This is a genomic window from Streptomyces sp. MMCC 100 (assembly GCF_041538145.2).
Lineage (GTDB): Bacteria > Actinomycetota > Actinomycetes > Streptomycetales > Streptomycetaceae > Streptomyces.
Map to the genome: position 1 here is coordinate 2,852,681 of NZ_JBGORK020000001.1, position 25,532 is coordinate 2,878,212.

Genomic DNA, 25,532 nt, shown 5'->3' on the forward strand with positions numbered 1-25,532 from the left:
CACCTCCCCTGACACCAGGGGGATTTGACAAAGCGCGGCGTACCCTGGAAGTGCGGCTCCGCACGAGGGCGTGTCCGTGGCGGACCGATACGCGCCCGTAGTGGGCGTCGTCGAAAGCCTCAGCAGAGCTGCCGGCGTATCCAGTCCCTGCTGCACCTGCAAGTCATGCGGGCGGTTGGACGCTAGCTGCGCCTCGACTTCACCGAGCCCCGGGGTGCCGGTCCTCATCGCGTCCGCGGCGCTCACTGACACCGATCACCTCGTGGCCGTGCCCTCACGCTTCTGATATGCCGTCAGGTAAGTCAGCGTTTCGTCAGCATCGGTCCTGGCGTGTTCCGCGAAGAGTGCTCGGGGAGGGGCGTGATCGACGAGCCACAACAGCCTGGTTCGTACGGAAGCCCAGGCAGGGAGCCGGCTCACCGAAGTGACGCGATGTTCCTCACAATCTTCGACTCAGGCGCGTGCCAATTGTAGAGTGATACCGCCCTTGACCTGCAGAAAGTGGGCAGGGAGCCGTCATCTAGGAGTCCAAAGTGCTGCGCACTGTTCTCAAGTCCAAGATCCACCGCGCCACCGTCACCCAGGCCGACCTGCACTACGTCGGCTCGGTGACCGTCGACGCCGATCTGCTGGACGCCGCCGATCTGCTGCCCGGTGAGCTCGTGCACATCGTGGACATCACCAACGGGGCCCGGCTCGAGACGTACGTCATCGAGGGGGAGCGAGGATCCGGGGTGATCGGGATCAACGGGGCCGCGGCCCACCTCGTCCACCCCGGTGACCTGGTCATCCTCATCAGCTACGCGCAGGTCACCGACGCCGAGGCACGGTCGTTGCGGCCCCGGGTCGTGCACGTGGACGGCGACAACCGTATCGTCGCCCTGGGTGCCGACGCGTCCGAGCCGGTGCCGGGCTCGGACCAGGAACGCAGCCCTCAGGCCGTGTCGGCCTGACGTACCGATGTACTGACCTGCTGATCCCGCGGGGACGAGGAGCGTGGCCGTGAGTGACATCGAGATCCGTGACGACCGGGCGGCCGGACGGCTGGAGGCGATCACGTCCGGAGAGGTCGTCGGCCGCATCGAGTACTTCGTGCTCGACGCTCCCGAGCGGGCCCTCGTCCCCGTCCACACGATCGTCGAACCGGCCCACGAGGGTCAGGGCATCGCCGGTTCCCTGGCGCGTGAGCTGTACGGGATCGCGCGGCGGGAGGGCGTCACGGTCGCCCCGCTGTGCCCGTACGTCGTGAAGTGGGCCGAGCGGCACCCGGACGAGGCGCCCGCCGCCGACCCGGAGCTGCTGCGCGCGGCGAAGGAGTGGCTCGTGGCGCACCCCGGGCTGTTCTGACACCCAACGGTGACAGCATCCGACGGTGACGGCAGAGAGGCCTACGGGACCCGCGTGCTGGCGCTCCTGCACACCTCGTCCGTTCACGTTCCCGTCTTCGACTCGCTGCGTGACGCGGCGCATCCGGGGCTGGAACTGCGGCATCACGTCGACGCCGGGCTGCTGGAGCGGGCGCGGAGCGAAGGACCCGATGCGGTGGCCGACGCCGTCGCGGCCGTGCTGGGGCGGGCGGTGGCGGAAGGGGCGGGCGCCGTGCTGTGCACCTGCTCCACCATTGGCGGCGTCGCCGAGGAAGCCGGGGTCCGGGCCGGGTTCGGAGTACCGGTGCTGCGCGTCGACCGGCCGATGGCCGCCGCCGCGGTGGCCATCGGTCCGCGTGTGCTCGTCCTCGCCGCCCTGGAGAGCACCCTCGCTCCGACGGCGGCCCTGATCGAGGAGGAGGCCCGGCGCACGGGGCGCCCCGTGACGGCGCGGACCCGGCTGGTGGACGACGCCTGGCCGCGGTTCGAGGCCGGCGACACCGAGGGCTACCTGCGACGGGTGACCGAGGCGGCCGACTCCGTGACCGGTGCGGACGTGATCGTCCTGGCCCAGGCGTCCATGGCGTCTGCCGGGAAGACGACGACGGCCCGCGTTCCCGTGCTGGCCAGCCCCGCGCCCGGACTGGCCGCCGCGGCGGTGGCGGCACGTCTGGGTCGCTTGGACCCGCTGCACCCGCTGGGCCACCCGGGCCCGGGGGTTCGTACGGCCGGGTGAGTGGGGAGGCGGCCCTCGGGTAGGCGGGGGACAAGTCCAGAGAGCCGACGTCGACCGACTGGCCGGAGGACAGCGCCATGACGAACCCCTATCCGGATCCCGTCCCGCCCGGGCCCACCCCGGGTCCCACGCCCGGCCCGGACCCGGAGCCCCCACAGCCGCACCCGGACCCGGCGACGCCACCGGTCCCCGGCCCGGAGCCGACCCCTCCGCCTCCGCCCCCGGGCCCCGGTCCGGAACCCACACCCCAGCCTCCGGGGCCCGGTCCGCAGCCGACCCCCCAGCCTCCGGGGCCCGGCCCGCAGCCGACGCCTCCGCCTCCTGGCCCTGGCCCGCAGCCGCCGCCCGATCCTCCCGGGCCTCCCGGGCCCTCGCCGTCTCCGATTCCGCCGGGGCCCGAGCCCGTACCCAGCCCCGAGCCGGGGCCACCGCTCACCTGAGTGACGGGCGGGACGCGCCTGCGGCGGGCCCCGGGAGAGGGACTACGCGGTGACCTCCGACCGGTCCCCGCCCCACAGCGTGTGGAACGCGCCGTCCCGGTCCGTCCTGCGGTACGTGTGCGCCCCGAAGAAGTCCCGCTGCCCCTGGGTCAGCGCGGCGGGGAGCCGCTCGGCGCGCAGGGCGTCGTAGTAGGCGAGGGCGGCGGCGAAGCCCGGCGTCGGTACGCCCTGCCGGGTCGCGGCGACCAGGACCTCGCGCCAGTCGTCCTGCGCGGCGGCGATCTCCTGCGCGAACGTCTCGTCCGACAGCAGGCTCGGCAGGTCGGGCCGGGCGTCGTACGCGGCGCGGATGCGGTCCAGGAAAGCCGCCCGGATGATGCAGCCGCCGCGCCAGATCGCGGATACTGCGCCCAGGTCGATGTCCCAGCCGTACTCCTCACTGCCGGCCGCGATCTCGTGGAAGCCCTGTGTGTACGACACGATCTTCGACGCGTACAGCGCCTGCTCGACGCGGTCGGCGAAGGCGGCCGCCTCCGACTCGCCGAGCGGCGACGCCTTCGGGCCCGCCAGGCCGCGCGAGGCCTCGCGCAGCGCCGCGTGCCCGGAGAGGGAACGGGCGAAGACGGCCTCCGCGATGCCCGACACCGGCACGCCCAGGTCCAGGGCGATCTGCACCGTCCAGCGGCCGGTGCCCTTCTGCTCCGCCTGGTCGACCACCACGTCCACGAACGGCTTGCCCGTCGCGTCCACGTGCGACAGCACCTCCGCCGTGATCTCGATCAGGTACGAGTCCAGGCGGCCGGTGTTCCAGGTGCGGAAGATCTCCGCGATCTGCGCGGGGGAGTACCCGGCGACGTCGCGCAGCAGCTGGTACGCCTCGCCGATCAGCTGCATATCGGCGTACTCGATGCCGTTGTGCACCATCTTCACGAAGTGCCCGGCGCCGTCGGGCCCCACGTGCGTCACGCAGGGCGCCTCGTCCGCCGCCTTCGCCGAGATCTTCTCCAGCATCGGGCCCAGCGACTCGTACGACTCCTTCGAGCCGCCCGGCATGATGCTCGGGCCGTGCAGCGCGCCCTCCTCGCCGCCCGAGATGCCGGTGCCCACGAAATGGATGCCCTGCTCGCGCAGTTCTCGCTCCCGGCGCCGAGTGTCCGCGAAGTGCGCGTTGCCCCCGTCGATGATCATGTCGCCGGGCTCGAGCAGCGGGGCGAACTCCCGGATCACGGCGTCGGTCGGGTCACCGGCCTTCACCATGATCACCAGGCGGCGCGGCCGCTCCAGCGCTGCCACGAACTCCTTCGCGGTCTCGGTCGCGACGAAGTCGCCCTCGCTCCCGAACTCCTCCACCAGCGCGTGCGTGCGCGACGCGGTCCGGTTGTGCACCGCGACCGTGTAGCCGTTGCGGGCGAAGTTGCGGGCGAGGTTGCGGCCCATGACCGCGAGACCCGTGACGCCGATCTGCGCTGTAGTGCTCATTGCGTTGGCTCCTAGTGACCTTGGTGTCTGTGGTGCCTTGTGTCTGGGGTGCCTTGGTATCTGTGGTGCCTTGTGTCTGTGGTGCCCTGTGTTCGTGATGCCTTGTGCCGGTGGTGCGTGGTGTCCGTGCGGCCGGTGCCCGCCAGTATCGCCGGTTTCGTCGCTCGACCATGCTGACGTGCCGAGACACCGGTCGCACTTTCGGCTTCCCGTTCTCCTTCCGGGACTTCAGTACGGGCGGAAGGGGCCCAGCGCCTCAGTGGGCCGACGCACCATCCGGTCAACGGCCGCCCGATCCCGGCCACTCGGGGCGACCAACCGGCCGGTTGCCGTCTTGTCATGGCCTGTTCGCGGCGCTTACTTTTGCCGCTCCTGACGCAATGTCGAGGGGGACCTCCATGGCCGTACGCGGCCGGCACCGCCGGTATCAGCCGAACAGGATCAACCGCGCCTCACTGACCGTCACCGCGGGGGGCGCCGGACTGGCCCTCCCCCTCGTCGGTACCGGCACGGTCCACGCGGCCGACGTGGCGACCTGGGACAAGGTCGCCGCCTGCGAGTCCACCGACGACTGGGACATCAACACCGGCAACGGCTACTACGGTGGGTTGCAGTTCACCCAGTCCACCTGGGAGGCCTTCGGCGGCACGCGGTACGCCCCGCGCGCCGACCTGGCCACCAAGGAACAGCAGATCGCCGTCGCCGAGAAGGTGCTCGACGTGCAGGGCCCCGGTGCCTGGCCGGTGTGCTCGCAGCGGGCCGGACTGACCCGCGGGGGCGACACGCCCGACATCCGGCCGGCCGGGGGAGCGGGGCCCGAGAAAACCCGCGAGAAGTCCGCCGACAAGCCCGCGGTCACCCCCGTGAAGAAGGCCGGCTCGGTCAAGGACGTCCAGCCGCAGACCACACCGCAGTCCCGGGCCGGCAAGGCGCGGATGTACACGGTGGTCACCGGCGACACCCTCTCCGGCATCGCCGACGCCCACGAGGTCCGGGGCGGCTGGCAGCGCCTGTACGAGGCCAACCGCGGCGCGATCGGATCCGATCCCGACCTGATCCTGCCCGGCCAGCGTTTGTCACTGCGCGGCGACGGGGCCACCAAGACGTCCGGCGCCCAGGCCGGGAAGCAGGAGAAGCAGGACAAGCAGGAGAAGCAGCAGAAAGAGCAGAAGCGGGAGCCGGCGCAGCAGAAGCGGCAAGAGCGGCAGAAGGCGCCGAAGAAGTCGTCCTCCGACAGCGGCAAGGCCGAGGCCGGCAAGAGCAAGGCCGGCAAGGCCACCACCCACCGAGCCGTCGTGGCCCCGGTCGACGCCGCCACCGGCACGCCCTATCACCAGGCGGGCTCCTCCTGGTCCAAGGGCTACCACACCGGCGTCGACTTCCCCGTCCCCACCGGTACCTCGGTCAAGTCGGTCGCGGCGGGCCGGGTCGTCAGTGCGGGGTGGGGCGGTTCGTACGGCTACCAGGTGGTGGTCCGGCACGGTGACGGCCGCTACTCCCAGTACGCACACCTCTCGGCGATCTCCGTGAAGGCCGGTCAGTCGGTGGGCGTCGGTCAGCGCCTCGGACGCTCCGGCGCCACGGGCAACGTCACGGGCCCGCATCTGCACTTCGAGGTGCGGACCGGGCCCGGCTTCGGTTCGGACGTCGACCCGCTGGCGTACCTGCGGGCCGGCGGCGTCAGGATCTGATCCGTACCCGTCGGCGGCTGAGCATGGGCGGCGGGATGAACGGACCGCCGTAGAAGGGGCCGTAGGAGAGCGTCGTGTCGTCGCTCTCCGCCGGTGTCCGGACGTCGTACGCCTCCTCGGCGGGGGCGGCGTCCGGAACCGGCGGTGCCACCGGGGAGGGCACGAGGACCTTGGCGGACAGCCGGGCCACCGGAGCTGCCGGCACCGTTGCGGGAGCTTCCAGATCCACCGGAACCACCGAAGCTTCCGGAACCACCGCACTCACCGGAGCTTCCGGCACCACCGCGGACGCGGGCACCGCGGGCTCGACAGCCACCGCACTGCCGCGCTGACCCCGCTCCCCGCCCCGGACCTGAGCCGCCGCGGTGCCCTCCCTCGCGATCCGCTCCGTCGTCAGCATGATCAGTCCGCCGGCGGCCACCACACCGCAGCTCAGGGCGAGCGCCGTGCCGGTCGTGCCGTAGCGGAACGTCTCGCCGAACATCGTGATGCCGACCACCGCGGCCACCACCGGGTTCACGACCGTCAGCGTGGCCAGCGGGGCGGCGAGACCGGCGCCCCGGTAGGAGGCCTGCGAGAGCACCATGCCGGCCGTGGCGAGCACACCGATCACGGTCAGCGACGGCAGGTCGGAGGCGGTCACCCCGCCGGTCCAGTCGACCGCGACCGTCTTGGTGAAGACCGAGGACATGCCGAAGGCTATGCCGGACGCGGTCGCCAGCAGGATGCTGCGCACCGCCGGGTGCCGGTGCGCGGCCCGGCCGGCGATCATCAGCGCCACGACCGCACCGCCGGTGACCAGCGCCGCCCCGACCCGCTGCGCCGTGTCCAGCGACTGCGCGTCGGAGGCGCCGACCAGGGACAGCAGACCGGCGAGACCGACCGTGGCCATCAGCGCGCCCCGCCAGGCGGTCGCACCGGCCCTGCGCCCCACGAAGAACGCCGCCATGGGCAGCGCGAACACGATGGTGAGCGCTCCCAGCGGCTGCACCAGGCTCAGCGGGCCGAGCGCGAGGGCGACCACGTGCAGCAGACCGCCCAGGCCGTTGAGCGACACCGCCGCCCACCAGGCGGGCCGGCGCAAAGGAGCGTACTGAGCACCCGGGGACGACGCCGCGACCTGCTCCTGCACGATCGCTCCGCCCGCGTATGCCACTGCGGAGACGAGCGACAGCAGCACGGACAACGCGAGGGCGCTCATCGGCAGCTCCTCTGCGTGAGGCGGGGGCGCTGGGCCCGGCGCGGCGAACGGTCGTCATCCATGGACAACACGATGCCGTCCCAGGGTCTTCCCGTCGTCGTCCCTGAGCATTCTTTGGGTCCTACTACCGATGGAGTACGACGGGGCCGCCGTCCTCCCCAGGGTGGGCGACTTCCGACCCCGGACCCCAGGACCAGCCCCCTGAGGGCCCTGATACTACTGCTCTCCGTGGACCTCGACCCCGGCCTCTCCGCCCTCCACCCGCTCGGCGGCTTCTCCGTCCTGCGCGTCTCACGGCCCGCGCCGCCGCGGCGGACCGCCACCTCCACGCCGCTCGCAGACGGGCCGCCGCGGCGGTCCGCCACCTCCGCGCCGCTCGCAGACGCCTACACACCGGGATACGCGGACCCGGCGGCGGACGTTCACGTTCCGGTTCAGCGCCCCGACCCGCTGGGCCTCCGCGTCCGCAAGGTCGCCGCCGCGCTCGGCACCCCCGAGACCCGGGTCGCCGCCTCCGTGGCCCAGCAGGGGCTCGCGGCCCGCCTCTGGTCGGTGACCCTGGCCTGCGCCGCCCTCTACGGGCACGTCCCGGACCTCGACCCGCGCCTGCTGCAGTGGGACCCCGAGGCCACCGCCCCCGACGACCTGTGGCTCCCCGAGGTAAGCGCCCTGCCCGGGGACGCCGCCACCGTCGCGGACGTCGTGCTCACCACCCACCTCGCGCCCCTCGCCGAGGCCGTGCACGCCCGCTACGGCGTCGCGGCCGGGCTGCTGCGCGGCAACGCGGCCTCCGCCCTGGCCGGCGCCGGACGCGAACTGGACCGCTGGGCCCGCCGCCACGGCCGTACGGACACCGCCGCCCGCGCCCGGTCGCTCACCGCCGACCTGCTGGCCCACCCCCTGCTCGCCGGAACCGGGACCCTCACCGGCACGTCCTTCCGGCGCCGCAGCTGCTGCCTCTACTACCGGGTGCCTGGCGGGGGCGTCTGCGGCGACTGCTGTTTCCCGAGTCCACCCGGAACCGCCCGCTCCCCGCGCCCGCCCGGGGCCGCCCGTCCGCCGCGCCCGCCGGGGCCCGTCCGCTCCCCGCGCCCTCCGCGGTCTTCCCCAGGCGCCCGCTCTGGGTGACCATGAGGGAACCAGCCGCCGAGACGGGAGGTTCCGGGTGCGCGTGGGACTGCTGACCCGTGAGTTCCCGCCGGACGTCTACGGCGGCGCCGGTGTCCACGTCGAGTTCCTCGCCCGGGAGCTCGCCCGTCTCGTCGAGCTGGACGTGCACAGCTGGGGCGAGGGCCGCAGCGAGGGCCTGCTGCGCCACCGCCCCTGGTCCGCGCTCGACGGCGCCAACGACGCGCTGCGCACCTTCTCCGTGGACCTCGCCATGGCCGCCGCCCTCGAAGGGCGCGAACTGGTGCACTCCCACACCTGGTACGCCAACCTCGGCGGCCACCTCGCCAAGCTCCTGTACGGAGTCCCGCACGTGATGACCGCCCATTCCCTCGAGCCCCTGCGTCCCTGGAAGGCCGAGCAGCTGGGCGGTGGTTACACCCTGTCCGGCTGGGCCGAGCGCACCGCGGTCGAGGCGGCGGACGCGGTGATCGCCGTGTCCGGCGCGATGCGCGAGGACATCCTCGGCTGCTACCCGGCCCTCGACGCCTCCCGGGTCCACGTCGTGCACAACGGGATAGACACCCGGCTCTACCGGCCCGACCACGGCACCGACGTACTGGACCGGATCGGTCTGGACCGCTCCCGCCCCTACGTCCTGTTCGTCGGGCGCATCACCCGGCAGAAGGGCGTGCCCCACCTGCTGCGCGCCGTACGGGACATCGACCCGGCCGCGCAGGTCGTGCTGTGCGCCGGTGCCCCGGACACCCCCGAGATCGACCAGGAGTTCCGTGACCTCTTCGCCGGGCTGAGCCGGGCCCGCGAGGGCGTGCACTGGATTCCGCGCATGCTGCCGCGCCCCGAGGTGATCCAGCTCCTGACGCACGCCGCCGTCTTCGTCTGCCCCTCCGTGTACGAGCCCCTCGGCATCGTCAACCTGGAGGCGATGGCCTGCGGCACCCCGGTGGTGGCCTCCCGGGTGGGCGGTATCCCCGAGGTCGTGGCCGACGGCGAAACGGGGGTACTGGTGCGGAGGGAGGACGTTCGGGACGACGACTTCGAGGCGGGTCTCGCGCGCGCACTGGACTCCGTGCTCGGCGACCCGGTCGCCGCCCGGCGGATGGGCGAGGCGGGCCGGGCCCGCGCGGTGGAGGAGTTCGGCTGGGACGCGGTCGCGCGCCGCACGGTCCGGCTGTACGAGGAGGTCCTCCAGCAGGCTTGAGCCGCCCCGCCCCGGGGCGGCCGAGAACGAGGGTGAGGGGAGCGGCCATGCGTCGTGGAGGTCCTTCGGTGCTCGGCATCGTGCTGGCGGGCGGAGAGGGCAAACGCCTGATGCCCCTGACCGCGGACCGCGCCAAACCCGCGGTCACCTTCGGCGGCACCTACCGGCTCGTCGACTTCGTGCTGTCCAACCTGGTCAACGGCGACATCCTGCGGATCTGCGTGCTCACCCAGTACAAGTCGCACTCCCTGGACCGGCACATCACCACCACCTGGCGGATGTCCAGCCTGCTCGGCAACTACGTGACACCGGTCCCCGCCCAGCAGCGTCTCGGCCCGCGCTGGTTCCTCGGCAGCGCCGACGCGATCCTGCAGTCCCTGAACCTGGTGTACGACGAACAGCCCGAGTACGTCGCGGTCTTCGGCGCCGACCACGTGTACCGGATGGACCCGCGCCAGATGCTCGCCCAGCACATCGAGTCCGGCGCGGGCGTCACCGTCGCCGGGATACGGGTCCCGCGCGCCGAGTCGCCGTCCTTCGGCGTGATCACCCCGGGCTCCGACGGGCAGACCGTCACCGGCTTCCTGGAGAAGCCCGTCGACCCTCCCGGGCTCGCCGACGACCCAGGGTGCGTCTTCGCCTCGATGGGCAACTACGTCTTCACCACCAAGGCCCTCGTCGAGGCCCTGCACCGGGACGCCGAGGACGAGAACTCCGTGCACGACATGGGGGGTTCGATCCTGCCCCAGCTCACCGACCGGGGCGAGGCCGCGCTGTACGACTTCAGCGCCAACCACGTGCCGGGGGAGACCTCCCGGGACCAGGGCTACTGGCGGGACGTGGGCACGCTGGACGCCTACTACGACGCCCACATGGACTTGATCGCCGAGCGGCCCGCGTTCAACCTCTACAACCGCGACTGGCCGATCTACACCCACTCCACGCAGCTCTCGCCCGCCCGCTTCAACGGCGGTGGCATCGCCGGCGAGTCGATCATCAGCGCGGGCTGCCTGATCCGTGGGCAGGTCACCCGGTCCGTGCTCTCACCGGGCGTGGTGGTCGACCCGGGGGCGGTCGTGCAGGGCTCGGTGCTGCACGACAACGTGCACATCGGACGGGGCGCGGTGGTGCGCGGGGCGGTGCTGGACAAGAACGTGGAGGTGCCGCCGGGCGCGACGATCGGCGTCAACCCGCAGCGGGACGGCGAGTTGTACACGGTCTCCAAGGGCGGCGTGATCGCGCTGGGCAAGGGGCAGCGGGTGCCGTGACGGACGGACGCCCCGACGGAAGACGGCCCCGGGCCGCGCGATACGCGCGTTGAGTCCGGGGCCGTTGTCATGTCCCTGGACGTCAAGCGGAATCCGTGTTGTCATGCCTCTGCACCTCTGCAGTTACATCGTTGTATGACATCGATGTCTGAGCGATCAGCCACCACCCGTTCTCGAGGAGAGGGTCAGTGCGCACCAAACGACTCAGAGACAGACTCGCGCTGCTGCTAGCCGCCGCACTCGGCGTCGCGGGCCTCGCCGCCGTTCCGGCCGCGAACGCGGCCGACGACAACGACGCCGCGGAGATCCACGGCCTGAAGGGCGAGTACTACACCCAGTCCGCCCCCGGCGCCTTCGACTTCCACGAACTCAAGGCCACCGGATTCGACCCGCAGCTCGACTTCAGCACCCTGGAGCCGCGACTCGCCTTCGTCACCGGGCAGTCGGACGACGTGAGCGTCCGCTGGACCGGCAAACTCGTCCCCGAGAAGACCGGCGCCCACACCTTCTCGATCACCGGCGACAACGGCTTCCGCCTCTGGGTCGGCGGACAACTCGCCATCGACCACTGGGTCGACGACTGGGACATCGAACAGACCGCCCAGCCCATCGAGCTGACGGCCGGCCAGTCCTACGACATCAAGCTGGAGTACTTCGAGCACTACGGCGGCTCCAACCTCCACCTGCGCTGGACGGAGCCCGGCGGCAGCAAGGAGGCGATCCCGCAGTCGGCGTTCCGCCTGCCCGACGGCTTCGACTACAACGGCGCGACGGCGACCACCGTCCAGTCCACCGGCCGCACCCTCAGGCTCGACTTCGCGAACCCCCTCGCCGCGCCCCCGGCCGGTCTCACCGACCACCTGGAAGCGGTGATCGGCGGCGCCACCTGGCCGCTCGGCGAGACCAAGGTCGACCCCGCCGACCCGAGCGCCCTGCTCGTGGCCCTCGACGAACCCGTCGTCGGCAACAAGAACGGCGACGCTCCCGGCACCGCCGACGTCCGCTACGACGGCGAAGGCGGCCTCACCGACACCGAAGGCAACGTTGTCAGCGCCTTCTGGAGCAGCGGCGGCAACGAGTCCACCTACGAGCTGCGCACCGACTGGGCCGACGAGGTCGGGCCGGACAACGCCCTCCCGGAGTACCCGCGCCCGCAGCTCACGCGTGACGACTGGCAGAACCTCAACGGCCGCTGGCAGTTCGCGGCAGCCGAGGCCGGCGAGCAGCCGCCGGTCGGCAAGAACCTGAAGGAGCGCATCCTCGTCCCGTACCCGGTGGAGTCCCAGCTCTCCGGCATCCAGCGGCACGAGGACCGCATGTGGTACCGCCGCACCTTCACCGTGCCCCGCGACTGGCACATCGGCTCGGGCCAGCGGCTGAAGCTCAACTTCGGCGCCGTCGACTGGCAGTCCGAGGTGTACGTCAACGGCACCGAGGTCGCCGACCACAAGGGCGGTTACGACAAGTTCAGCGCCGACGTCACCGACGCCCTCAAGCCCGGCCGCACCCAGGAGCTGATCGTCGGCGTCTACGACCCGACCGACGCGGCGAACGGCGAGAACCCGCCGCTCGGCAAGCAGCGCCTGGACCCGAGCGGCATCTGGTACACCCCCAGCTCCGGCATCTGGCAGACCGTCTGGATGGAGCCGGTCGCCCGGGACCACGTGGACTCCCTCAAGCTCACCCCGCACCTCGACGGGGCGGCGAGCACCCTGACCGTCGAGCCCAAGGGCGTGCGCGACGGACTGGGGATCACGGCCACGGCGTACGCCGGGCACCGCAAGGTCGCCACGGTGAGCGGCCGCACCGGCGAGCCGCTGACCCTGAAGATCCGCGACCCGCGCCTGTGGTCGCCGGACGATCCGTTCCTGTACGACCTGAAGGTCACCGTCGGCCGAGACCACGTCGAGAGCTACTTCGGGATGCGCTCCATCGCCGTCGAGAAGGTCAACGGCGTACCGCGCACCCTGCTCAACGGCGAGCCCACGTTCCTGATGGCCACCCTCGACCAGGGCTTCTGGCCCGACGGCCTGCACACCGCCCCCACCGACGAGGCCCTCGCGTACGACCTGAAGGCGCACAAGGAGATGGGCTTCAACTCCGTGCGCAAGCACATCAAGGTCGAACCCGACCGGTGGTTCTACTGGGCGGACCGGCTGGGCCTGCTCGTCTGGCAGGACATGCCGGCCATGACGGCGGGCGTGAACCCGTCCACCGCCGCCCGCGCCGAGTACGAGCGGGAGATGAAGGAGATCATCGACGAACACATCAGCAGCCCCTCGGTGATCATGTGGGTCACCTTCAACGAGGGCTGGGGCCAGTACGACATCGGCCGCGTCGCCGAGCAGGCCAAGGCCTGGGACCCGACCCGCCTGGTGAACAACCAGTCCGGACTCAACCTCGGCGCCGACGGCCACGCCGGCGACATCATGGACGAGCACGGCTATCCGAGCCCCGCGCTGCCACCGTCGCCCGACGGCGAACGCGCCCTGGTCAGCGGCGAGTACGGCGGCCTGGGCCTCGCCGTGCCCGGCCACGCCTGGTCGGTACAGCAGTCCTACGTCGACGTCGACCCGGCGACGTACACCGACGACTACCTCACCAAGCTCGACGAGGTGCACGCCCTCGCCTGCAAGGGCGGCAACGGCGCGGTCTACACGCAGATCACGGACGTCGAGGGCGAGCTGAACGGCCTGCTGACGTACGACCGCAAGGTCGTCAAGCCCGATGTGCGGCGGCTCAAGGCGGCCCACGAGCAACTGATCGACGACATCTCCCGGGCCACCCCGGCGAACTGCGCCTGATCACGCGACACCCACGGCGGGGCGCCTCCGCGCGCCCCGCCCCCGCACTTCGGCACCCTGCCACCTCACGTCCCGTCTGGAGCCCCATGACTCTCGACCGACGCCGCTTCCTGCACCGCGGCTCCCTCGTCGTCGGCGCGCTCGCCGTCGGTGTGCCCGCACTTGGGGGACCCGCCGCCGCGGCCGGCGACCTCGCCCCCGACACCTTCACCCGGCTGGCGCCCGGCAGCGTCACCGCGCGCGGCTGGCTGGCCGGACAACTCCGCCTCCAGCTCGACGGGTTGTGCGGCCGCTACGCCGAGCGCTCCCACTTCCTCGACTTCGCCACCACCGGCTGGGTCCGCCCCGAGAACGGAGGGTGGGAGGAACTGCCGTACTGGCTGCGCGGATACGTCCCCCTCGCGATCGCCACCGGTGACGACGAGGCGCTGGCCCAGTCGCGCCGCTGGATCGACGCCATCCTCGCCACCCGCCAGGACGACGGCTTCTTCGGCCCCCGGGCGCTGCGCACCTCGCTCAACGGCGGCCCCGACTTCTGGCCGTTCCTGCCCCTGCTCCAGGCGCTGCGCACTTGGGAGGAGTACGCCGGCGACCAGCGGATCGTGCCCCTGTTCACCGGGTTCCTGCGGTTCATGAACGCCCAGGGCAAGGGCGCCTTCGACTCCAGCTGGGTGTCGCTGCGCTGGGGCGACGGCATCGACCTCGCGCTGTGGCTGCACCGCCGCACCGGCGACGCCTTCCTGCTCGACCTCGTCGAGAAGATGCACGCCTGGGGAGCCGACTGGACCGGCCCGCTGCCCAGCCCGCACAACGTCAACATCGCCCAGGGCTTCCGGGAGCCCGCTCAGTACGCCCAGCTCTCCCGCTCCGCCGCCGACACCCGCGCCACCTATGACACGTACGAGCAAGTCATGGGCGGGTACGGGCAGTTCCCCGGGGGCGGCCTCGCCGGGGACGAGAACATCCGGCCCGGGTTCGGTGACCCCCGGCAGGGCTTCGAGACCTGCGGCGTCGTCGAGTTCATGGCCGCCCACGAGCTGCTGCTCCGGATCACCGGCGACCCGGTCTGGGCCGACCGCTGCGAGGACCTCGCCTTCAACGCGCTGCCCGCCGCCCTCGACCCCGAGGGCCGTGCCGTCCATTACGTCACCAGCGCCAACAGCGTCGACCTGGACAACGTCCGCAAGACCCAGGGACAGTTCCAGAACGGCTTCGCCATGCAGGCGTACCAGCCCGGCGTCGACAACTACCGCTGCTGCCCGCACAACTACGGCATGGGCTGGCCCTACTTCACCGAGGAGCTGTGGCTCGGCACGCCCGACCGGGGCCTGACCGCCGCGATGTACGCCCCGTGCGAGGTCACGGCGGCCGTGGGCGCCGACGGCACCCGCGTGACCGTCACCGAGGACACGGACTACCCCTTCGACGACACGATCACCCTCACCGTGTCGACCCCGCGCCGCGTCGCCTTCCCGCTGAGCCTGCGCGTACCGGGCTGGTGCAAGGGGCCGCAGGTGCGGGTCAACGGCCGGGCCGTGCCCGCGTCCGACGGCCCGGCCTTCGTGCGCGTCGAGCGCACCTGGTCCGACGGCGACCGCGTCACCCTGCGCCTGCCGCAGCGCACCACCCTGCGCACCTGGCCGGGCAACCACGGCTCGGTCGGTGTCGACCGCGGACCCCTGACGTACGCCCTGAAGATCGGCGAGCGGTACGTCCGCTACGCGGGCGACGACACCTTCCCCGAGTACGAGGTCCACGCCACCACCCCCTGGAACTACGGTCTCGTGCCCGGCGCCGCGCCCGCCTTCCGCCGTACCCGCGCCCGGGTCGCGGACAACCCCTTCACCCACGACACCGTGCCCGTCTCGCTCACCGCCGAGGCCCGTCGCATCCCCGAGTGGGTCGCGGACGACGAACACGTGGTCGCCCCGCTGCAGCCGAGCCCGGCCCGCTCCACCGCGCCGGTCGAGAAGGTCACCCTGATCCCGATGGCCGCCGCCCGGCTGCGCATCGCCTCCTTCCCGACCGCCGCCCCGGACGGCACCCCGTGGGTCCCCGAGCCGCCCTTCCGGCGCGTCCAGAACAAGCACAGCGGCAAGGTGCTCGCGGTCGACGGGATGTCCACGGCCAACAGCGCCCGGGTGGTGCAGTTCGCCGACACCGGCACCGGCGACCACGCCTGGCAGCGGATCGACAAGGGCGACGGCTGGTTCCTCGTCCGCAACGGCCACAGCGGCAAGGTCCTCGGCGTCGACGGCATGTCCACGGCCAACAGCGCCCGCGTCGTGCAGTACGAGGACAACGGCACCGACGACCACCTCTGGCGCTTCGTCGACCAGGGCGACGGCTGGTTCCTGGTCCGCAACAAGCACAGCGGCAAGGTCCTCGGCGTGGACGGCATGTCGACCGCCGACAGCGCCCAGGTCGTGCAGTTCGACGACAACGGCACCGACGACCACCTCTGGCGCTTCGTCTGAGAAGGCCGAGCGGCACCGGAAAAGCACGAGAAAGAAAGACGGAGGCACCTTCCATGAGCTGGACCCAACGGCTGCGCGGCGCGGCGACGGCCGCCGCCGCGGCGGCGCTCCTCGCGGGCGCCGTCGCCGTCCCCGCCGCCCAGGCGGCACCCGACGGACCGCTGACCGACCTGGTCAACCCCTTCATCGGCACCGAGAACGAGGGCAACACCTATCCCGGCGCCGCCGTGCCCTTCGGCATGGTGCAGTTCTCGCCGGACACCGGCCACAACACCGGCTACGACCACTCCGACACCCACATCCGCGGTTTCTCCCTGGTCCACCTCTCCGGGGTGGGCTGCGGTCTCGGCGGCGACCTGCCGGTGCTGCCGACCACCGGCGACGTCACCGAGACGGACTACGCGAAGTACGCCGCCTCCTTCAGCCACGACGACGAGGAGGCGAGCCCCGGCTACTACCGCGTCGGTCTTGACTCCGGCGTCGAAGCGGAGCTGACCGCCACCGAACGCACCGGCGTGCAGCGCTACACCTTCCCGGCCACCGGCAAGGCCAACGTCCTGCTCAACGCCGGCCAGTCGCTGCACAAGAACATCTCGACCAAGGTCGAGGTCCTCGACAGCCGCACCGTGCGCACCGCGATCACGGGCAGCGGCTTCTGCCAGGACACGAAGCCGTACACCGTCTACACGATCACCCGCTTCGACCGGCCCTTCGCCTCCTACGGCACCTGGGACGACGGCACCGTGACCGCGGGCGCGAAGAGCGGCGGCGACGGCGCCTACGTCCGCTTCGACACCACGAGGGACCGCACCGTCGAGGCCACCACCGCCCTGTCCTACGTGGACGCGCGCGGCGCCGCGCTCAACCTGCGCGCCGAGGGCGGGCACTCCTTCGACTCCGTGCGCCGCGGCGCCGAGCGCACCTGGGAGAAGCGGCTGGACGACGTCCGGGTCAGGGGCGGCGACGACACCCTGCGCCGCACCTTCTACTCGTCCCTGTACCGCTCCTTCCTCGCGCCCAACGTCGGCAGCGACGTCGACGGCCGCTACACCGGCTGGGACCAGAAGACCCACCGCGCCAAGGGCTTCACGTACTACCAGAACTGGTCCCTGTGGGACACCTACCGCACCCAGTCCCAGCTCCTGTCCCTGCTCGCGCCCCGTGAGGCCCGCGACATGGCCATCTCCGTCATCAAGATCGACGAGGAGAGCGGCTGGCTGCCGAAGTGGGGCTACGGCACCGTCGAGACCAACATCATGACCGGCGACCCGGTGACCCCCTTCCTCACCAACGCCTACCAGCAGGGCCTGCTGCACGGCTGGGAGGAGCGGGCCTACCGGGCGCTGAAGAAGAACGCCGACGGTGTCCCGCCCACCGACTCGCCGGCCGTCGGCCGGGAGGCCAACCGGGAGTACCTCGCCGACGGTTTCGCGCCGTACATCAAGGGCCGCCCGCACGCCAAGCCCGGCGACTCCGACTACGACCACGGCGCCTCCGCCACCCTGGAGTACGCCCTGTCCGACGCCATGCTCTCGCGCATGGCCCGCGACCTCGGCCACGACCAGGACGCGAAGCGGTACGCCCAGCGCGCCCAGAGCTACCGCAACGTCTTCGACCCCTCCACCGGCTTCTTCCGCGCCCGTGACGCCGAGGGCGCCTTCACCGGACCGGCCGACCCGGCGCAGAGCGAGGGCTTCCACGAAGGGACGTCCTGGCAGTACCAGTGGCTGGTGCCGCAGGATCTGCCCGGCATGATCGACCTCATCGGCGGCACCGATGCGGCGAACGAGAGGCTCGACTCCTTCTTCGCCTACGACCAGCTCCTCGCCGACCCGGCGAAGACCGCCCGCGAGGTGTGGGTGAACGGGCCGTACGACTACTACAACGCCGACAAGTACAACCCGCAGAACGAGCCCGACCTCATCGCCCCGTACACCTACCTGTCCACCGGGCAGCCCTGGAAGACGACCGACGTGGTGCACGCGGCGCTCACCCTGTTCACGGACACGCCGACCGGCATGACCGGCAACGACGACCTCGGGACCATGTCCGCCTGGAACGTGCTGTCCTCGATCGGGATCTTCCCGATCCAGCCCGGCTACGACACCTGGGGCCTGTCCACCCCGGTCTTCGACCGCGTCGACGTCACCCTCGACCGCCGCTACTACCCGCGCGGGGCTCTGACCATCACCGCGCCCGGCACTTCCGACGCCGACCGGTACATCCAGTCGGCCCGCACCGACGGCTCGGCCTACGCCCGGACCTGGCTGACCACCGACGCCCTGCGCTCCGTGCGGTCGCTCGCGTTCACGGTCGGCCCGCAGCCGTCCGGGTGGGGAACCTCGGCAGAGGCGGTACCGCCGCCGCTCACGTGAGCTGACGTCGGCGCAGACGCCCCATGAGTCACAGCAGTCCCGCCCCGGGCGACCGGGGCGGGACTTTAATCTCTTGTTAACTGTGCGTAGCGCGATCGTACTTGACCGTAATCAGCGAAGGGCGATTGACTGTTTGTCCATCCGTCGTCCATGCGAGGCAGCCCCGTGACTCCGCCCGATCCGCTCGCTCCCCTCGACCTCGCGTTCTGGAACATCGAGTCCGCCGAGCACCCCATGCACCTGGGTGCGCTCGGCGTCTTCGAGGCCGACTCGCCCACCGCGGGCGCCCACGCCGCGGACCTGCTCGCGGCCCGCGCCCCCGCGGTGCCCGGACTGCGGATGAGGATCCGGGACACCTGGCAGCCGCCGCTGGCCCTGCGGCGGCCGTTCGCGTTCGGCGGCGCCACCCGCGAGCCCGATCCCCGGTTCGACCCGCTCGACCACGTGCGCCTGCACGCCCCGACCACGGACTTCCACGCCCGGGCCGGGCGCCTCATGGAACGCCCCCTGGAGCGCGGGCGGCCGCCGTGGGAGGCGCACGTGCTTCCCGGCGCGGACGGCGGGGCCTTCGCCGTGCTCTTCAAGTTCCACCACGCCCTGGCCGACGGACTGCGCGCCCTGACCCTCGCCGCCGGGGTCCTCGACCCGATGGACCTGCCCGCGCCCCGGCCCCGCCCCGAGCGGCCGGCGCGCGGACTCGTGCCGGACGTGCGCGCGCTGCCCGACCGGCTGCGCGGTGTCCTGTCCGACGCGGGGCGCGCCCTGGACATCGGTGCCGCCGCGGCGCTGTCCACCCTCGACGTGCGCTCCTCGCCCGCGCTCACCGCCGAGTCCTCCGGCACCCGCCGGATCGCGGGCGTGGCCGTCGACCTCGACGACGTGCACCACGTCCGAAAGACCACCGGCGGCACCGTCAACGACGTACTGATCGCGGTCGTCGCCGGCGCCCTGCGCCGCTGGCTGGACGAGCGCGGCGACGGCAGCGAGGGCGTCGCGCCCCGGGCCCTGATCCCCGTGTCCAAGCGCCGCCCGCGCACCGCCCAGCCGCCGGGCAACCGGCTCTCCGGGTACCTGATACGGCTTCCGGTCGGCGACCCCGACCCGCTCTCCCGCCTCGGCACGGTCCGCGTCGCCATGGACCGCAACAAGGACGCCGGGCCCGGCCGCGGCGCCGGAGCCGTCGCCCTGCTCGCCGACCACGTGCCGGCGCTCGGCCACCGGCTCGGCGGGCCGCTGGTCTCCGGGGCCGCCCGGCTCTGGTTCGACATCCTGGTCACCAGCGTGCCCCTGCCCAGCCTCGGACTGCGGCTCGGCGGGCACCCGCTCACCGAGGTCTATCCGCTGGCGCCGCTGGCCCGCGGCCACTCGCTGGCGGTGGCCGTCTCGACGTACCGCGGACAGGTCCACTACGGCCTGGTCGCCGACGCGAAGGCGGTGCCGGACCTCGACCGGTTCGCCCTGGCGATGGCCGAGGAGGTGGAGACCTTGCTCACGGCGTGCCGTCCCTGACCCCGGCGGGTTTGGATCCGCGCCGCGCGCTGAATAAAATCCGCTGTTCGACAGCGGTCGCCTCCCGGAGCGCCGCAACGGTGACCAGGGAACGGCAACGGCGATGACGGTGACACAGGACGGCTCGGCGACCACGGACGAGGCACCCGCGGGCCAGGTGTCCACGCAGGGGGTGTCCACGCAAGAGGCGACCGCCTCCGCGTACGGCCCCGGCATCGATCCGGAGCGGCTCGCCGTCTGCCTGAGCGTGCTGGAGGAGCTCGACGGACTCGACGTCGACCACCCCGACGCGATCCGGGTCCGCCGGGCCACCTCGCACATCTACCGCATGGTCAAGCAGCGCCGCCGCCAGGAGCGCCGGGCCGCCAAGACCGCCCACGACAAGTCGGTCACCGAGGCCACCGCCACCGGGTCCGCCGAGCGCATCGACGACGAGACCGAGGGCCTGCTGCCCTCCTCGCGCACCGAGGAGGGCACGATCGCGGGGATACTCCAGCGCCCCCGCTCCTGCTACATCTGCAAGCAGCGCTACGTCGAGGTCGACTACTTCTACCACCAGCTCTGCCAGGACTGCGCCGCCGAGAACCGGACCCGCCGCGAAGCCCGCGCCGACCTCACCGGCAAGCGCGCGCTGCTCACCGGCGGCCGGGCCAAGATCGGCATGTACATCGCGCTCAGGCTGCTGCGCGACGGCGCGCACACCACGATCACCACCCGCTTCCCCAAGGACGCCATCCGCCGCTTCAAGGCCATGGACGACTCCGCGGACTGGATGCACCGCCTGGAGGTCGTCGGCATAGACCTGCGCGACCCCGCCCAGGCCGTGGCCCTCGCCGAGCAGGTCACCGAGCGGGGACCGCTCGACATCCTGATCAACAACGCCACGCAGACCGTGCGGCGCCTGCCCTCCGCGTACGCCGCGCTCGTCGAGGGCGAGAGCGCCCCGCTGCCCGCCGGCGAACTGCCCGCCCACCACGTCATCGGCGCCTTCAACTCCGGCGCGGTGGACGCACTGGCCGCGCTGCCGCTGGGAGCCTCCGGGCTCGACGCGCAGAAGGTGGCCGACCTCGCCCTGGTCGCCGGCAACGCCAGCGTGGTCCGCCACCGCGAGGGCACCGCCATCGACGCGGGCGGACTGGTCCCGGACGTCGTCGACTCCAACACCTGGGTCCAGACCATCGAGCAGATCTCACCGGTGGAACTGCTCGAGACCCAGCTGTGCAACTACACGTCGCCTTTCATCCTCGTCAGCGCGCTGCGCGCGTCGATGGCCGAGGCCGCGCGCAAGGCTCCGGCGGGACGCGCCTACGTGGTCAACGTCTCGGCGATGGAGGGCGTGTTCGCCCGCGGCTACAAGGGCGCCGGCCACCCGAACACCAACGCGGCCAAGGCGGCCATGAACATGGTCACCCGGACCAGCGCCCAGGAGATGTACGACACCGACCGGATCCTGATGACCTCCGTCGACACCGGCTGGATCACCGACGAGCGTCCCCACTACGACAAGCTGCGCCTGGCCGAGGCCGGCTTCCACGCCCCGCTCGACCTGATCGACGGCGCCGCCCGCGTCTACGACCCGATCGTGCGCGGCGAGGCGGGCGAGGACCTGTACGGCGTCTTCCTCAAGGACTACGCACCCGGCAAGTGGTGAGGGAGCCTCAGTCCACGAGGCCCAGCCGCGAGTTCCGTGCCGCCGTCAGCTCCAGCACCGTACGCCAGTCCTCCAGGACCCCGGCGTCGAAGACGGCGGTGCGGGCCTCCTCGTCCGCCTGACGCAGACTGACCAGGTCGTCGTCGTGGGCCCAGGCCTCGGGGTGGGCCTGACGGCGCACCAGGCGGGCGACGCGCGCGCCCAGCAGCGGTCGTACCGCCTCGGCGGTCCGGCCGGCCGGGTCGCCCGGCCACAGCAGCCGGCCCACGGGCGCCACCAGGCCGGCGACCTGGAGCTCCTTGTCGGCCGGGCGGCGCCGGCGCAGCAGCGCGGCCGTCCGCAGCGCGTGCCCGTACGGATCCCCGGGCCCCCCGCCGGACTCAGCGGCGTGCCGCTCGCCCCGGCAGGCGTACAGCAGGTCCATCAGCTCCTCGACGCTGCGCAGTTCCATGCCTCGGTCCTCCCACGAGACAGCCGTTGCCGACGGGCAGCAGACCATGGCGAGCTTGCGACCCAGCCAACGGCAACTTAACTACGCCCGCGCCCTTCCACCCGCATTCGAAGGTGCGGACGCCGATGTAGGCCGAACGGGTGAGTTGCGCGCGGTGCATAAGCGGAGGAATCGGGGCACACTTGGGCCAACTGCGCACGGAACGAAGGGCAATGGTTCTCCCATCTTTTGAGCCCCATAGAGCGCACCCCCGCTCATTTGGTTAATCTGGAGCGGACGGACGGCAGCACAGGGCACTACCCACACCCAAGGTCCGTCATGGGACAAGCCGGTTCACAACGGCCTGTTCCCGCACGAGTTACCGGCGCCACCGCGTCCGAACTGCATTCGACCCACACCCGAGCGGGCGCCGGGTGCCGGACAGGAGACTGGCGTCGGCAGGCCCCGAGGGTGACCCGACACATAAGGAGTGCGCGGTGACACCGGAAACGACGACGAACCCAGAACAACGCACCGAGGAACGCACCGGTCGCGCGGGCCGCCGGCCCGGCGAGATCGGCAGCCTCGACGTGTGGGCGCGCTCCGCCCCGATCCGCCTCGCGGGCTACGAGGAGGACCTCGCCGAGCCGCACATCCTGCCGAGCGTCGACTGACCCGCCCGCCACCCGCCGAGGTCGCCGAGCGCATGGGCGTGCCAGACTCACGCCCATGCTGATCAGGGAAGCCACGGCCGGCGACTGGCCGCACGTCTGGCCCTTCTGGCACCGCATCGTCGCCGCCGGCGAGACCTACGCCTGGGACCCGGACACCTCCGAGGAGGACGCCCGGGCCCTGTGGATGAACCCCGCCAAGCGCGTCTACGTCGCCGAGGACGACACCGGCACCGTCGTCGCCTCGGCCTACGTCACCCCGAACTACGGCGGCCCCGCCGCCCGCATCGCCAACGCCGGTTTCATGGTCGACCCCGACCGGGCGGGACGCGGCACCGGCCGGGCCCTCGCCGAGTACGTCCTCGACGCCGCGAGGGCCGACGGATACCGGGGCATGGTCTTCAACGCCGTCGTCGAGACCAACCCCGCCGTACGGCTGTGGACCTCCCTCGGCTTCACGATCCTCGGCACGGTGCCGGACGCCTTCGACCACCCGCGGCACGGGCGGGTCGGCCTGCACATCATGCACCGCGCCCTGTAGCCCTCCTCAGTCGAGCGGCGCCGTCCGCCGCCAGGGCCGCAGCGCCTCGATCCGCTCCGCCAGCTCCAGCAGCGCCGCCTCCGAGCCCGGCCGCCCCACCAGCTGTACGGCGCAGGGCGCGCCCGAGTCCAGTGTGCCGAACGGCACCGACATCGCGGGCCAGCCGGTCAGGTTCCACGGCGGCGTGAACGGCGAGTACGCGGAGTTCGCCACCACGTTGCGCAGCCAGCCCCGTTCGTGCCAGGGCCCGGCCGCGGGGGAGCGGCGGGCCAGCGCCGGGGTGAGCAGGACGTCGTACTCGGCGAAGAACGGCTCCAGGCGCCCGCGCAGCCGCTCCCGGCCCCCGCCGTCCGCCACCCGGCCGACGAAGCGCCGCCCGAGTGCCGCGTGCACCCGCGTACGTCTGGTCAGCAGCCGCCGGTCGAGGTCCCGCGCGTCCACCGACGCACCGGCCGTCCAGTGGGTCAGGGCGGTCACGCCCAGCGACGCCGGGTAGGGCGGATCCGCCCGCCGCACCTGGTGCCCCGCCTTCATCAGGACCCCGGCCGCCTCGCGCACGGCCCGCGCGTACGGCCGGGAGACGGGGACGCCGGCCAGCGGGCTGCGCAGCGAGGCGGCGACGCGGAGGGCGCCGGAGTCCTCGCGGTCCGGCAGGGCCCGGTCCGCGAGGACCGAGAGCAGCAGCCGGGCGTCCGCGACCGTCGTGGCCAGCGGCCCGTTCTCGGACATGCCGAACCAGTCGCCCTCACCGATGCCGGCCGGCACGACACCGGGGCCCGGCTTGAGGGTGACCAGACCGCAGTTGGCCGCGGGGATGCGCAGCGAGCCCATGCCGTCGTTGCCGAGCGCGAGAGGCACCATCCCGGCGGCGACCGCGGCCGCGCTGCCGCCCGAGGAGCCGCCCGCCGAACGGGCCGGGTCCCACGGGTTGCGGGCCGTGCCGAGCACTCCCTCGGTGGTGCCGAACACGCACAGTTCCGGCACGTTCGTCAGCCCCACGACCACCGCGCCGGCCGCCCGCAGCCGGGCCACGGTGACATGGTCGACGTCCGCGGGCGTGTGCGGCGTGGCGGCCGAGCCGACCCGCGTGGACTCCCCGCGCACCGCGAGATTGTCCTTGACCGCCACCGGCACGCCGGCCAGCGGCAGTTCGCCCAGATCACCCCGGGCACCCACCTCCTCGGCCTCGGCGAGCGCCGCCTCGGCCCGCACCGCGCGGAAGGCGCCGACGCGGCCGTCCAGCCGCTCGATCCGGGCCAGGTGCTCCGCCACCACCTCGCGGGGCGTGGCCCGCTTCTCCCGTACGGCGGCGGCGATCTCGGTGGCGGTCCGGCCGGCCCAGTCGGTCACGGGGGGCTCCTAGGGGTGCGGTGACGGGGGTTCGGGATTACTGGTGAGTACGCCAGGACAGCACTCTGCCCGTCCCAGGCGCGCACGTCGAGAGCGCGGGCCCGCCCGGCGGGTGCGCATGTCGAGAGCGCGGGCCCGTCCGGCCGCGTTCAGGCCGGCCGGGCCGGCCCCGTGCTGTCCCGCTCGATCAGGCGCGGCACCGGCACGCGCACCGTCCGGGCCGGGCCACCGTCGAGCAGGGCGGTCAGCTCCGTGGCCGCCGTGCGGCCGAACTCCACGCTGTCCCGGGACAGGGCGGACAGCCACGGCTTGACCATGCGGCACAGTGCCGAGTCCTCCCAGGCCACCACGGACACGTCCGCCGGTACCGAGAAGCCGAGTTCGGCCGCCGCGGCGACGCCGGCGACGGCCATCACGTCGTTGTCGTAGATCAGGGCGGTCGGCGGAACGGGCGCCTCCAGCACGCGGCGGGTGACGGCCGCGCCCTCCGCGTCCGAGTAGTCGGTGGTCACCGACTCGACCTCGCCGAGACCGCGCCGCCCGGCCTCCGCGCGCAGGGCGCGGATACGGCGCTCGGTGTGGGCGAGGCCCGGCAGCCCGGCGATGTGCACGATCCGCCGGTGCCCGAGCGCGTGCAGCCCGTCCACCAGCGCGGCCATCGCGCCCGCGTCGTCCGCCCACACCGTCGACAGCCCCGGATGACGCTCGTCGGGCGCGCCTCCGATCACCACGGCGGGCAGGCCGAGTTCGTCGAGCAGGTCCGGGCGCGGGTCATCGGTGCGCGGGTCCACCACGAGGACGCCGTCCACCCGGTGTTCGGCCCACCAGCGCCGGTAGACCGCGCACTCGTCCCCGACGTCCTGCGCCACCTGGAACAGCAGCCCCAGGTGCCGCCCCGCCAGCACCTCCTGGATGCCCGAGACCAGCTGCAGGAAGAAGGAGTCGACACCGAGGGTGTGCGCGGGCCGCGCCAGCACGAAGCCGACCGTCGCCGCACCCTCCCCGGACAGCGCGCGCGCCGCCGTACTGGGCCGCCAGCCGAGCTGCTCGGCCACCCGGCGCACCCGGTCCCGGGTGATCTCGGAGACCCCCGGCCGGTCGTTCAGCGCGAACGACACCGCGCTCTCGGAGACCCCGGCCCGCCGCGCGATGTCCTTCATCGTCGGCCGGCGCGCGGCGGGCCGCTTGGCCGGCATGCGCGCTCCTTTCCTCG

Annotated in this window: 19 protein-coding genes; 14 read left to right on the top strand and 5 right to left on the bottom strand. The window is 72.6% G+C overall.

Translation table 11 applies throughout. The features are described 5' to 3' along the window. Positions 1–533 precede the first annotated feature (533 nt). Genes panD through ABS735_RS13145 form a run of 3 tightly spaced genes read left to right on the top strand, consistent with a single transcriptional unit; the run spans position 534 to position 2,103 of the window. A complete protein-coding gene (gene panD, locus ABS735_RS13135) occupies positions 534–953 on the top strand; it encodes an aspartate 1-decarboxylase (protein WP_373905885.1) in 420 nt (139 codons plus the stop codon). Between the two features lie 49 nt (positions 954–1,002). Next, positions 1,003–1,347: a GNAT family N-acetyltransferase gene (locus tag ABS735_RS13140; protein WP_373905884.1), complete on the top strand. Its 345-nt coding sequence runs from the start codon at positions 1,003–1,005 to the stop codon at positions 1,345–1,347. A gap of 54 nt (positions 1,348–1,401) precedes the next feature. Further along, a complete protein-coding gene (locus ABS735_RS13145; protein ID WP_373906213.1) occupies positions 1,402–2,103 on the top strand; it encodes an aspartate/glutamate racemase family protein in 702 nt (233 codons plus the stop codon). A gap of 482 nt (positions 2,104–2,585) precedes the next feature. Here the strand turns inward: ABS735_RS13145 and gndA are convergent, their stop codons facing one another. Continuing rightward, entirely contained in the window at positions 2,586–4,022 is a 1,437-nt protein-coding gene (gndA, locus tag ABS735_RS13150; protein WP_373905883.1) for an NADP-dependent phosphogluconate dehydrogenase, read from the bottom strand. 398 nt (positions 4,023–4,420) lie between these two features. Here gndA and ABS735_RS13155 point away from each other — a divergent pair, with 398 nt between their 5' ends. Then, positions 4,421–5,713 (top strand): transglycosylase family protein, encoded by a 1,293-nt coding sequence (locus ABS735_RS13155; RefSeq protein ID WP_373905882.1) that lies wholly within the window; start codon positions 4,421–4,423, stop codon positions 5,711–5,713. On the opposite strand, the gene ABS735_RS13160 is transcribed toward ABS735_RS13155, so the two are convergent. Then, a complete protein-coding gene (locus tag ABS735_RS13160) occupies positions 5,703–6,914 on the bottom strand; it encodes a DMT family transporter (protein ID WP_373905881.1) in 1,212 nt (403 codons plus the stop codon). The genes ABS735_RS13155 and ABS735_RS13160 overlap by 11 nt on opposite strands. 228 nt (positions 6,915–7,142) lie before the next feature. On the opposite strand from ABS735_RS13160, the gene ABS735_RS13165 reads away from it, so the two are divergent. The 8 genes from ABS735_RS13165 to ABS735_RS13200 all read left to right on the top strand — a co-directional run bounded on the left by ABS735_RS13165 (position 7,143) and on the right by ABS735_RS13200 (position 21,327). Further along, positions 7,143–8,042 carry a (2Fe-2S)-binding protein gene (locus tag ABS735_RS13165; protein ID WP_373905880.1) on the top strand — a complete coding sequence of 300 codons (900 nt, stop codon included), beginning with the start codon at positions 7,143–7,145 and terminating at the stop codon, positions 8,040–8,042. A 37-nt stretch (positions 8,043–8,079) separates the two neighbouring features. After that, on the top strand, positions 8,080–9,243 hold the full coding sequence (gene glgA, locus ABS735_RS13170; protein WP_373905879.1) for a glycogen synthase: 1,164 nt from the start codon (positions 8,080–8,082) through the stop codon (positions 9,241–9,243). Positions 9,244–9,290: 47 nt separating this feature from the next. Continuing rightward, complete coding sequence (gene glgC, locus ABS735_RS13175; protein ID WP_373905878.1) at positions 9,291–10,511, top strand: glucose-1-phosphate adenylyltransferase; 1,221 nt, start codon at positions 9,291–9,293, stop codon at positions 10,509–10,511. A gap of 188 nt (positions 10,512–10,699) precedes the next feature. After that, a complete protein-coding gene (locus tag ABS735_RS13180; protein ID WP_373905877.1) occupies positions 10,700–13,315 on the top strand; it encodes a PA14 domain-containing protein in 2,616 nt (871 codons plus the stop codon). 86 nt (positions 13,316–13,401) lie between these two features. Beyond that, the gene (locus tag ABS735_RS13185; protein ID WP_373905876.1) at positions 13,402–15,792 is read left to right on the top strand and encodes an RICIN domain-containing protein; all 2,391 of its coding nucleotides are present in this window, start codon (positions 13,402–13,404) and stop codon (positions 15,790–15,792) included. Positions 15,793–15,845: 53 nt separating this feature from the next. After that, positions 15,846–18,167, top strand: coding sequence for a GH92 family glycosyl hydrolase (locus ABS735_RS13190; protein WP_373905875.1), 2,322 nt, complete (start codon positions 15,846–15,848; stop codon positions 18,165–18,167). A 165-nt stretch (positions 18,168–18,332) separates the two neighbouring features. Continuing rightward, the gene (locus tag ABS735_RS13195) at positions 18,333–19,676 is read left to right on the top strand and encodes a WS/DGAT/MGAT family O-acyltransferase (RefSeq protein ID WP_373905874.1); all 1,344 of its coding nucleotides are present in this window, start codon (positions 18,333–18,335) and stop codon (positions 19,674–19,676) included. 103 nt (positions 19,677–19,779) lie between these two features. After that, positions 19,780–21,327 carry an SDR family NAD(P)-dependent oxidoreductase gene (locus ABS735_RS13200; protein ID WP_373905873.1) on the top strand — a complete coding sequence of 516 codons (1,548 nt, stop codon included), beginning with the start codon at positions 19,780–19,782 and terminating at the stop codon, positions 21,325–21,327. Between the two features lie 7 nt (positions 21,328–21,334). Here ABS735_RS13200 and ABS735_RS13205 read toward each other — a convergent pair whose 3' ends face one another. After that, a complete protein-coding gene (locus ABS735_RS13205) occupies positions 21,335–21,778 on the bottom strand; it encodes a hypothetical protein (RefSeq protein WP_373905872.1) in 444 nt (147 codons plus the stop codon). Between the two features lie 476 nt (positions 21,779–22,254). Here ABS735_RS13205 and ABS735_RS13210 point away from each other — a divergent pair, with 476 nt between their 5' ends. Together ABS735_RS13210 and ABS735_RS13215 are read left to right on the top strand one after the other, a co-directional pair. Continuing rightward, the gene (locus ABS735_RS13210) at positions 22,255–22,431 is read left to right on the top strand and encodes a hypothetical protein (RefSeq protein ID WP_115740673.1); all 177 of its coding nucleotides are present in this window, start codon (positions 22,255–22,257) and stop codon (positions 22,429–22,431) included. 55 nt (positions 22,432–22,486) lie between these two features. Beyond that, on the top strand, positions 22,487–22,969 hold the full coding sequence (locus ABS735_RS13215; RefSeq protein WP_373905871.1) for a GNAT family N-acetyltransferase: 483 nt from the start codon (positions 22,487–22,489) through the stop codon (positions 22,967–22,969). Between the two features lie 6 nt (positions 22,970–22,975). Here ABS735_RS13215 and ABS735_RS13220 read toward each other — a convergent pair whose 3' ends face one another. Next, a complete protein-coding gene (locus tag ABS735_RS13220) occupies positions 22,976–24,319 on the bottom strand; it encodes an amidase (protein ID WP_373905870.1) in 1,344 nt (447 codons plus the stop codon). Between the two features lie 149 nt (positions 24,320–24,468). Continuing rightward, complete coding sequence (locus ABS735_RS13225) at positions 24,469–25,515, bottom strand: LacI family DNA-binding transcriptional regulator (RefSeq protein ID WP_373905869.1); 1,047 nt, start codon at positions 25,513–25,515, stop codon at positions 24,469–24,471. Positions 25,516–25,532 lie beyond the last annotated feature (17 nt).

Bases quoted from the DNA above. Each gene is read 5' to 3' on its own strand.
- gndA (WP_373905883.1), bottom strand. From the start codon at position 4,022: ATGAGCACTACAGCGCAGATCGGCGTCACGGGTCTCGCGGTCATGGGC.
- ABS735_RS13155 (WP_373905882.1), top strand. From the start codon at position 4,421: ATGGCCGTACGCGGCCGGCACCGCCGGTATCAGCCGAACAGGATCAAC.
- ABS735_RS13160 (WP_373905881.1), bottom strand. From the start codon at position 6,914: ATGAGCGCCCTCGCGTTGTCCGTGCTGCTGTCGCTCGTCTCCGCAGTG.
- glgC (WP_373905878.1), top strand. From the start codon at position 9,291: ATGCGTCGTGGAGGTCCTTCGGTGCTCGGCATCGTGCTGGCGGGCGGA.
- ABS735_RS13185 (WP_373905876.1), top strand. From the start codon at position 13,402: ATGACTCTCGACCGACGCCGCTTCCTGCACCGCGGCTCCCTCGTCGTC.
- ABS735_RS13190 (WP_373905875.1), top strand. From the start codon at position 15,846: ATGAGCTGGACCCAACGGCTGCGCGGCGCGGCGACGGCCGCCGCCGCG.
- ABS735_RS13200 (WP_373905873.1), top strand. From the start codon at position 19,780: ATGACGGTGACACAGGACGGCTCGGCGACCACGGACGAGGCACCCGCG.
- ABS735_RS13205 (WP_373905872.1), bottom strand. From the start codon at position 21,778: ATGGAACTGCGCAGCGTCGAGGAGCTGATGGACCTGCTGTACGCCTGC.
- ABS735_RS13215 (WP_373905871.1), top strand. From the start codon at position 22,487: ATGCTGATCAGGGAAGCCACGGCCGGCGACTGGCCGCACGTCTGGCCC.
- ABS735_RS13225 (WP_373905869.1), bottom strand. From the start codon at position 25,515: ATGCCGGCCAAGCGGCCCGCCGCGCGCCGGCCGACGATGAAGGACATC.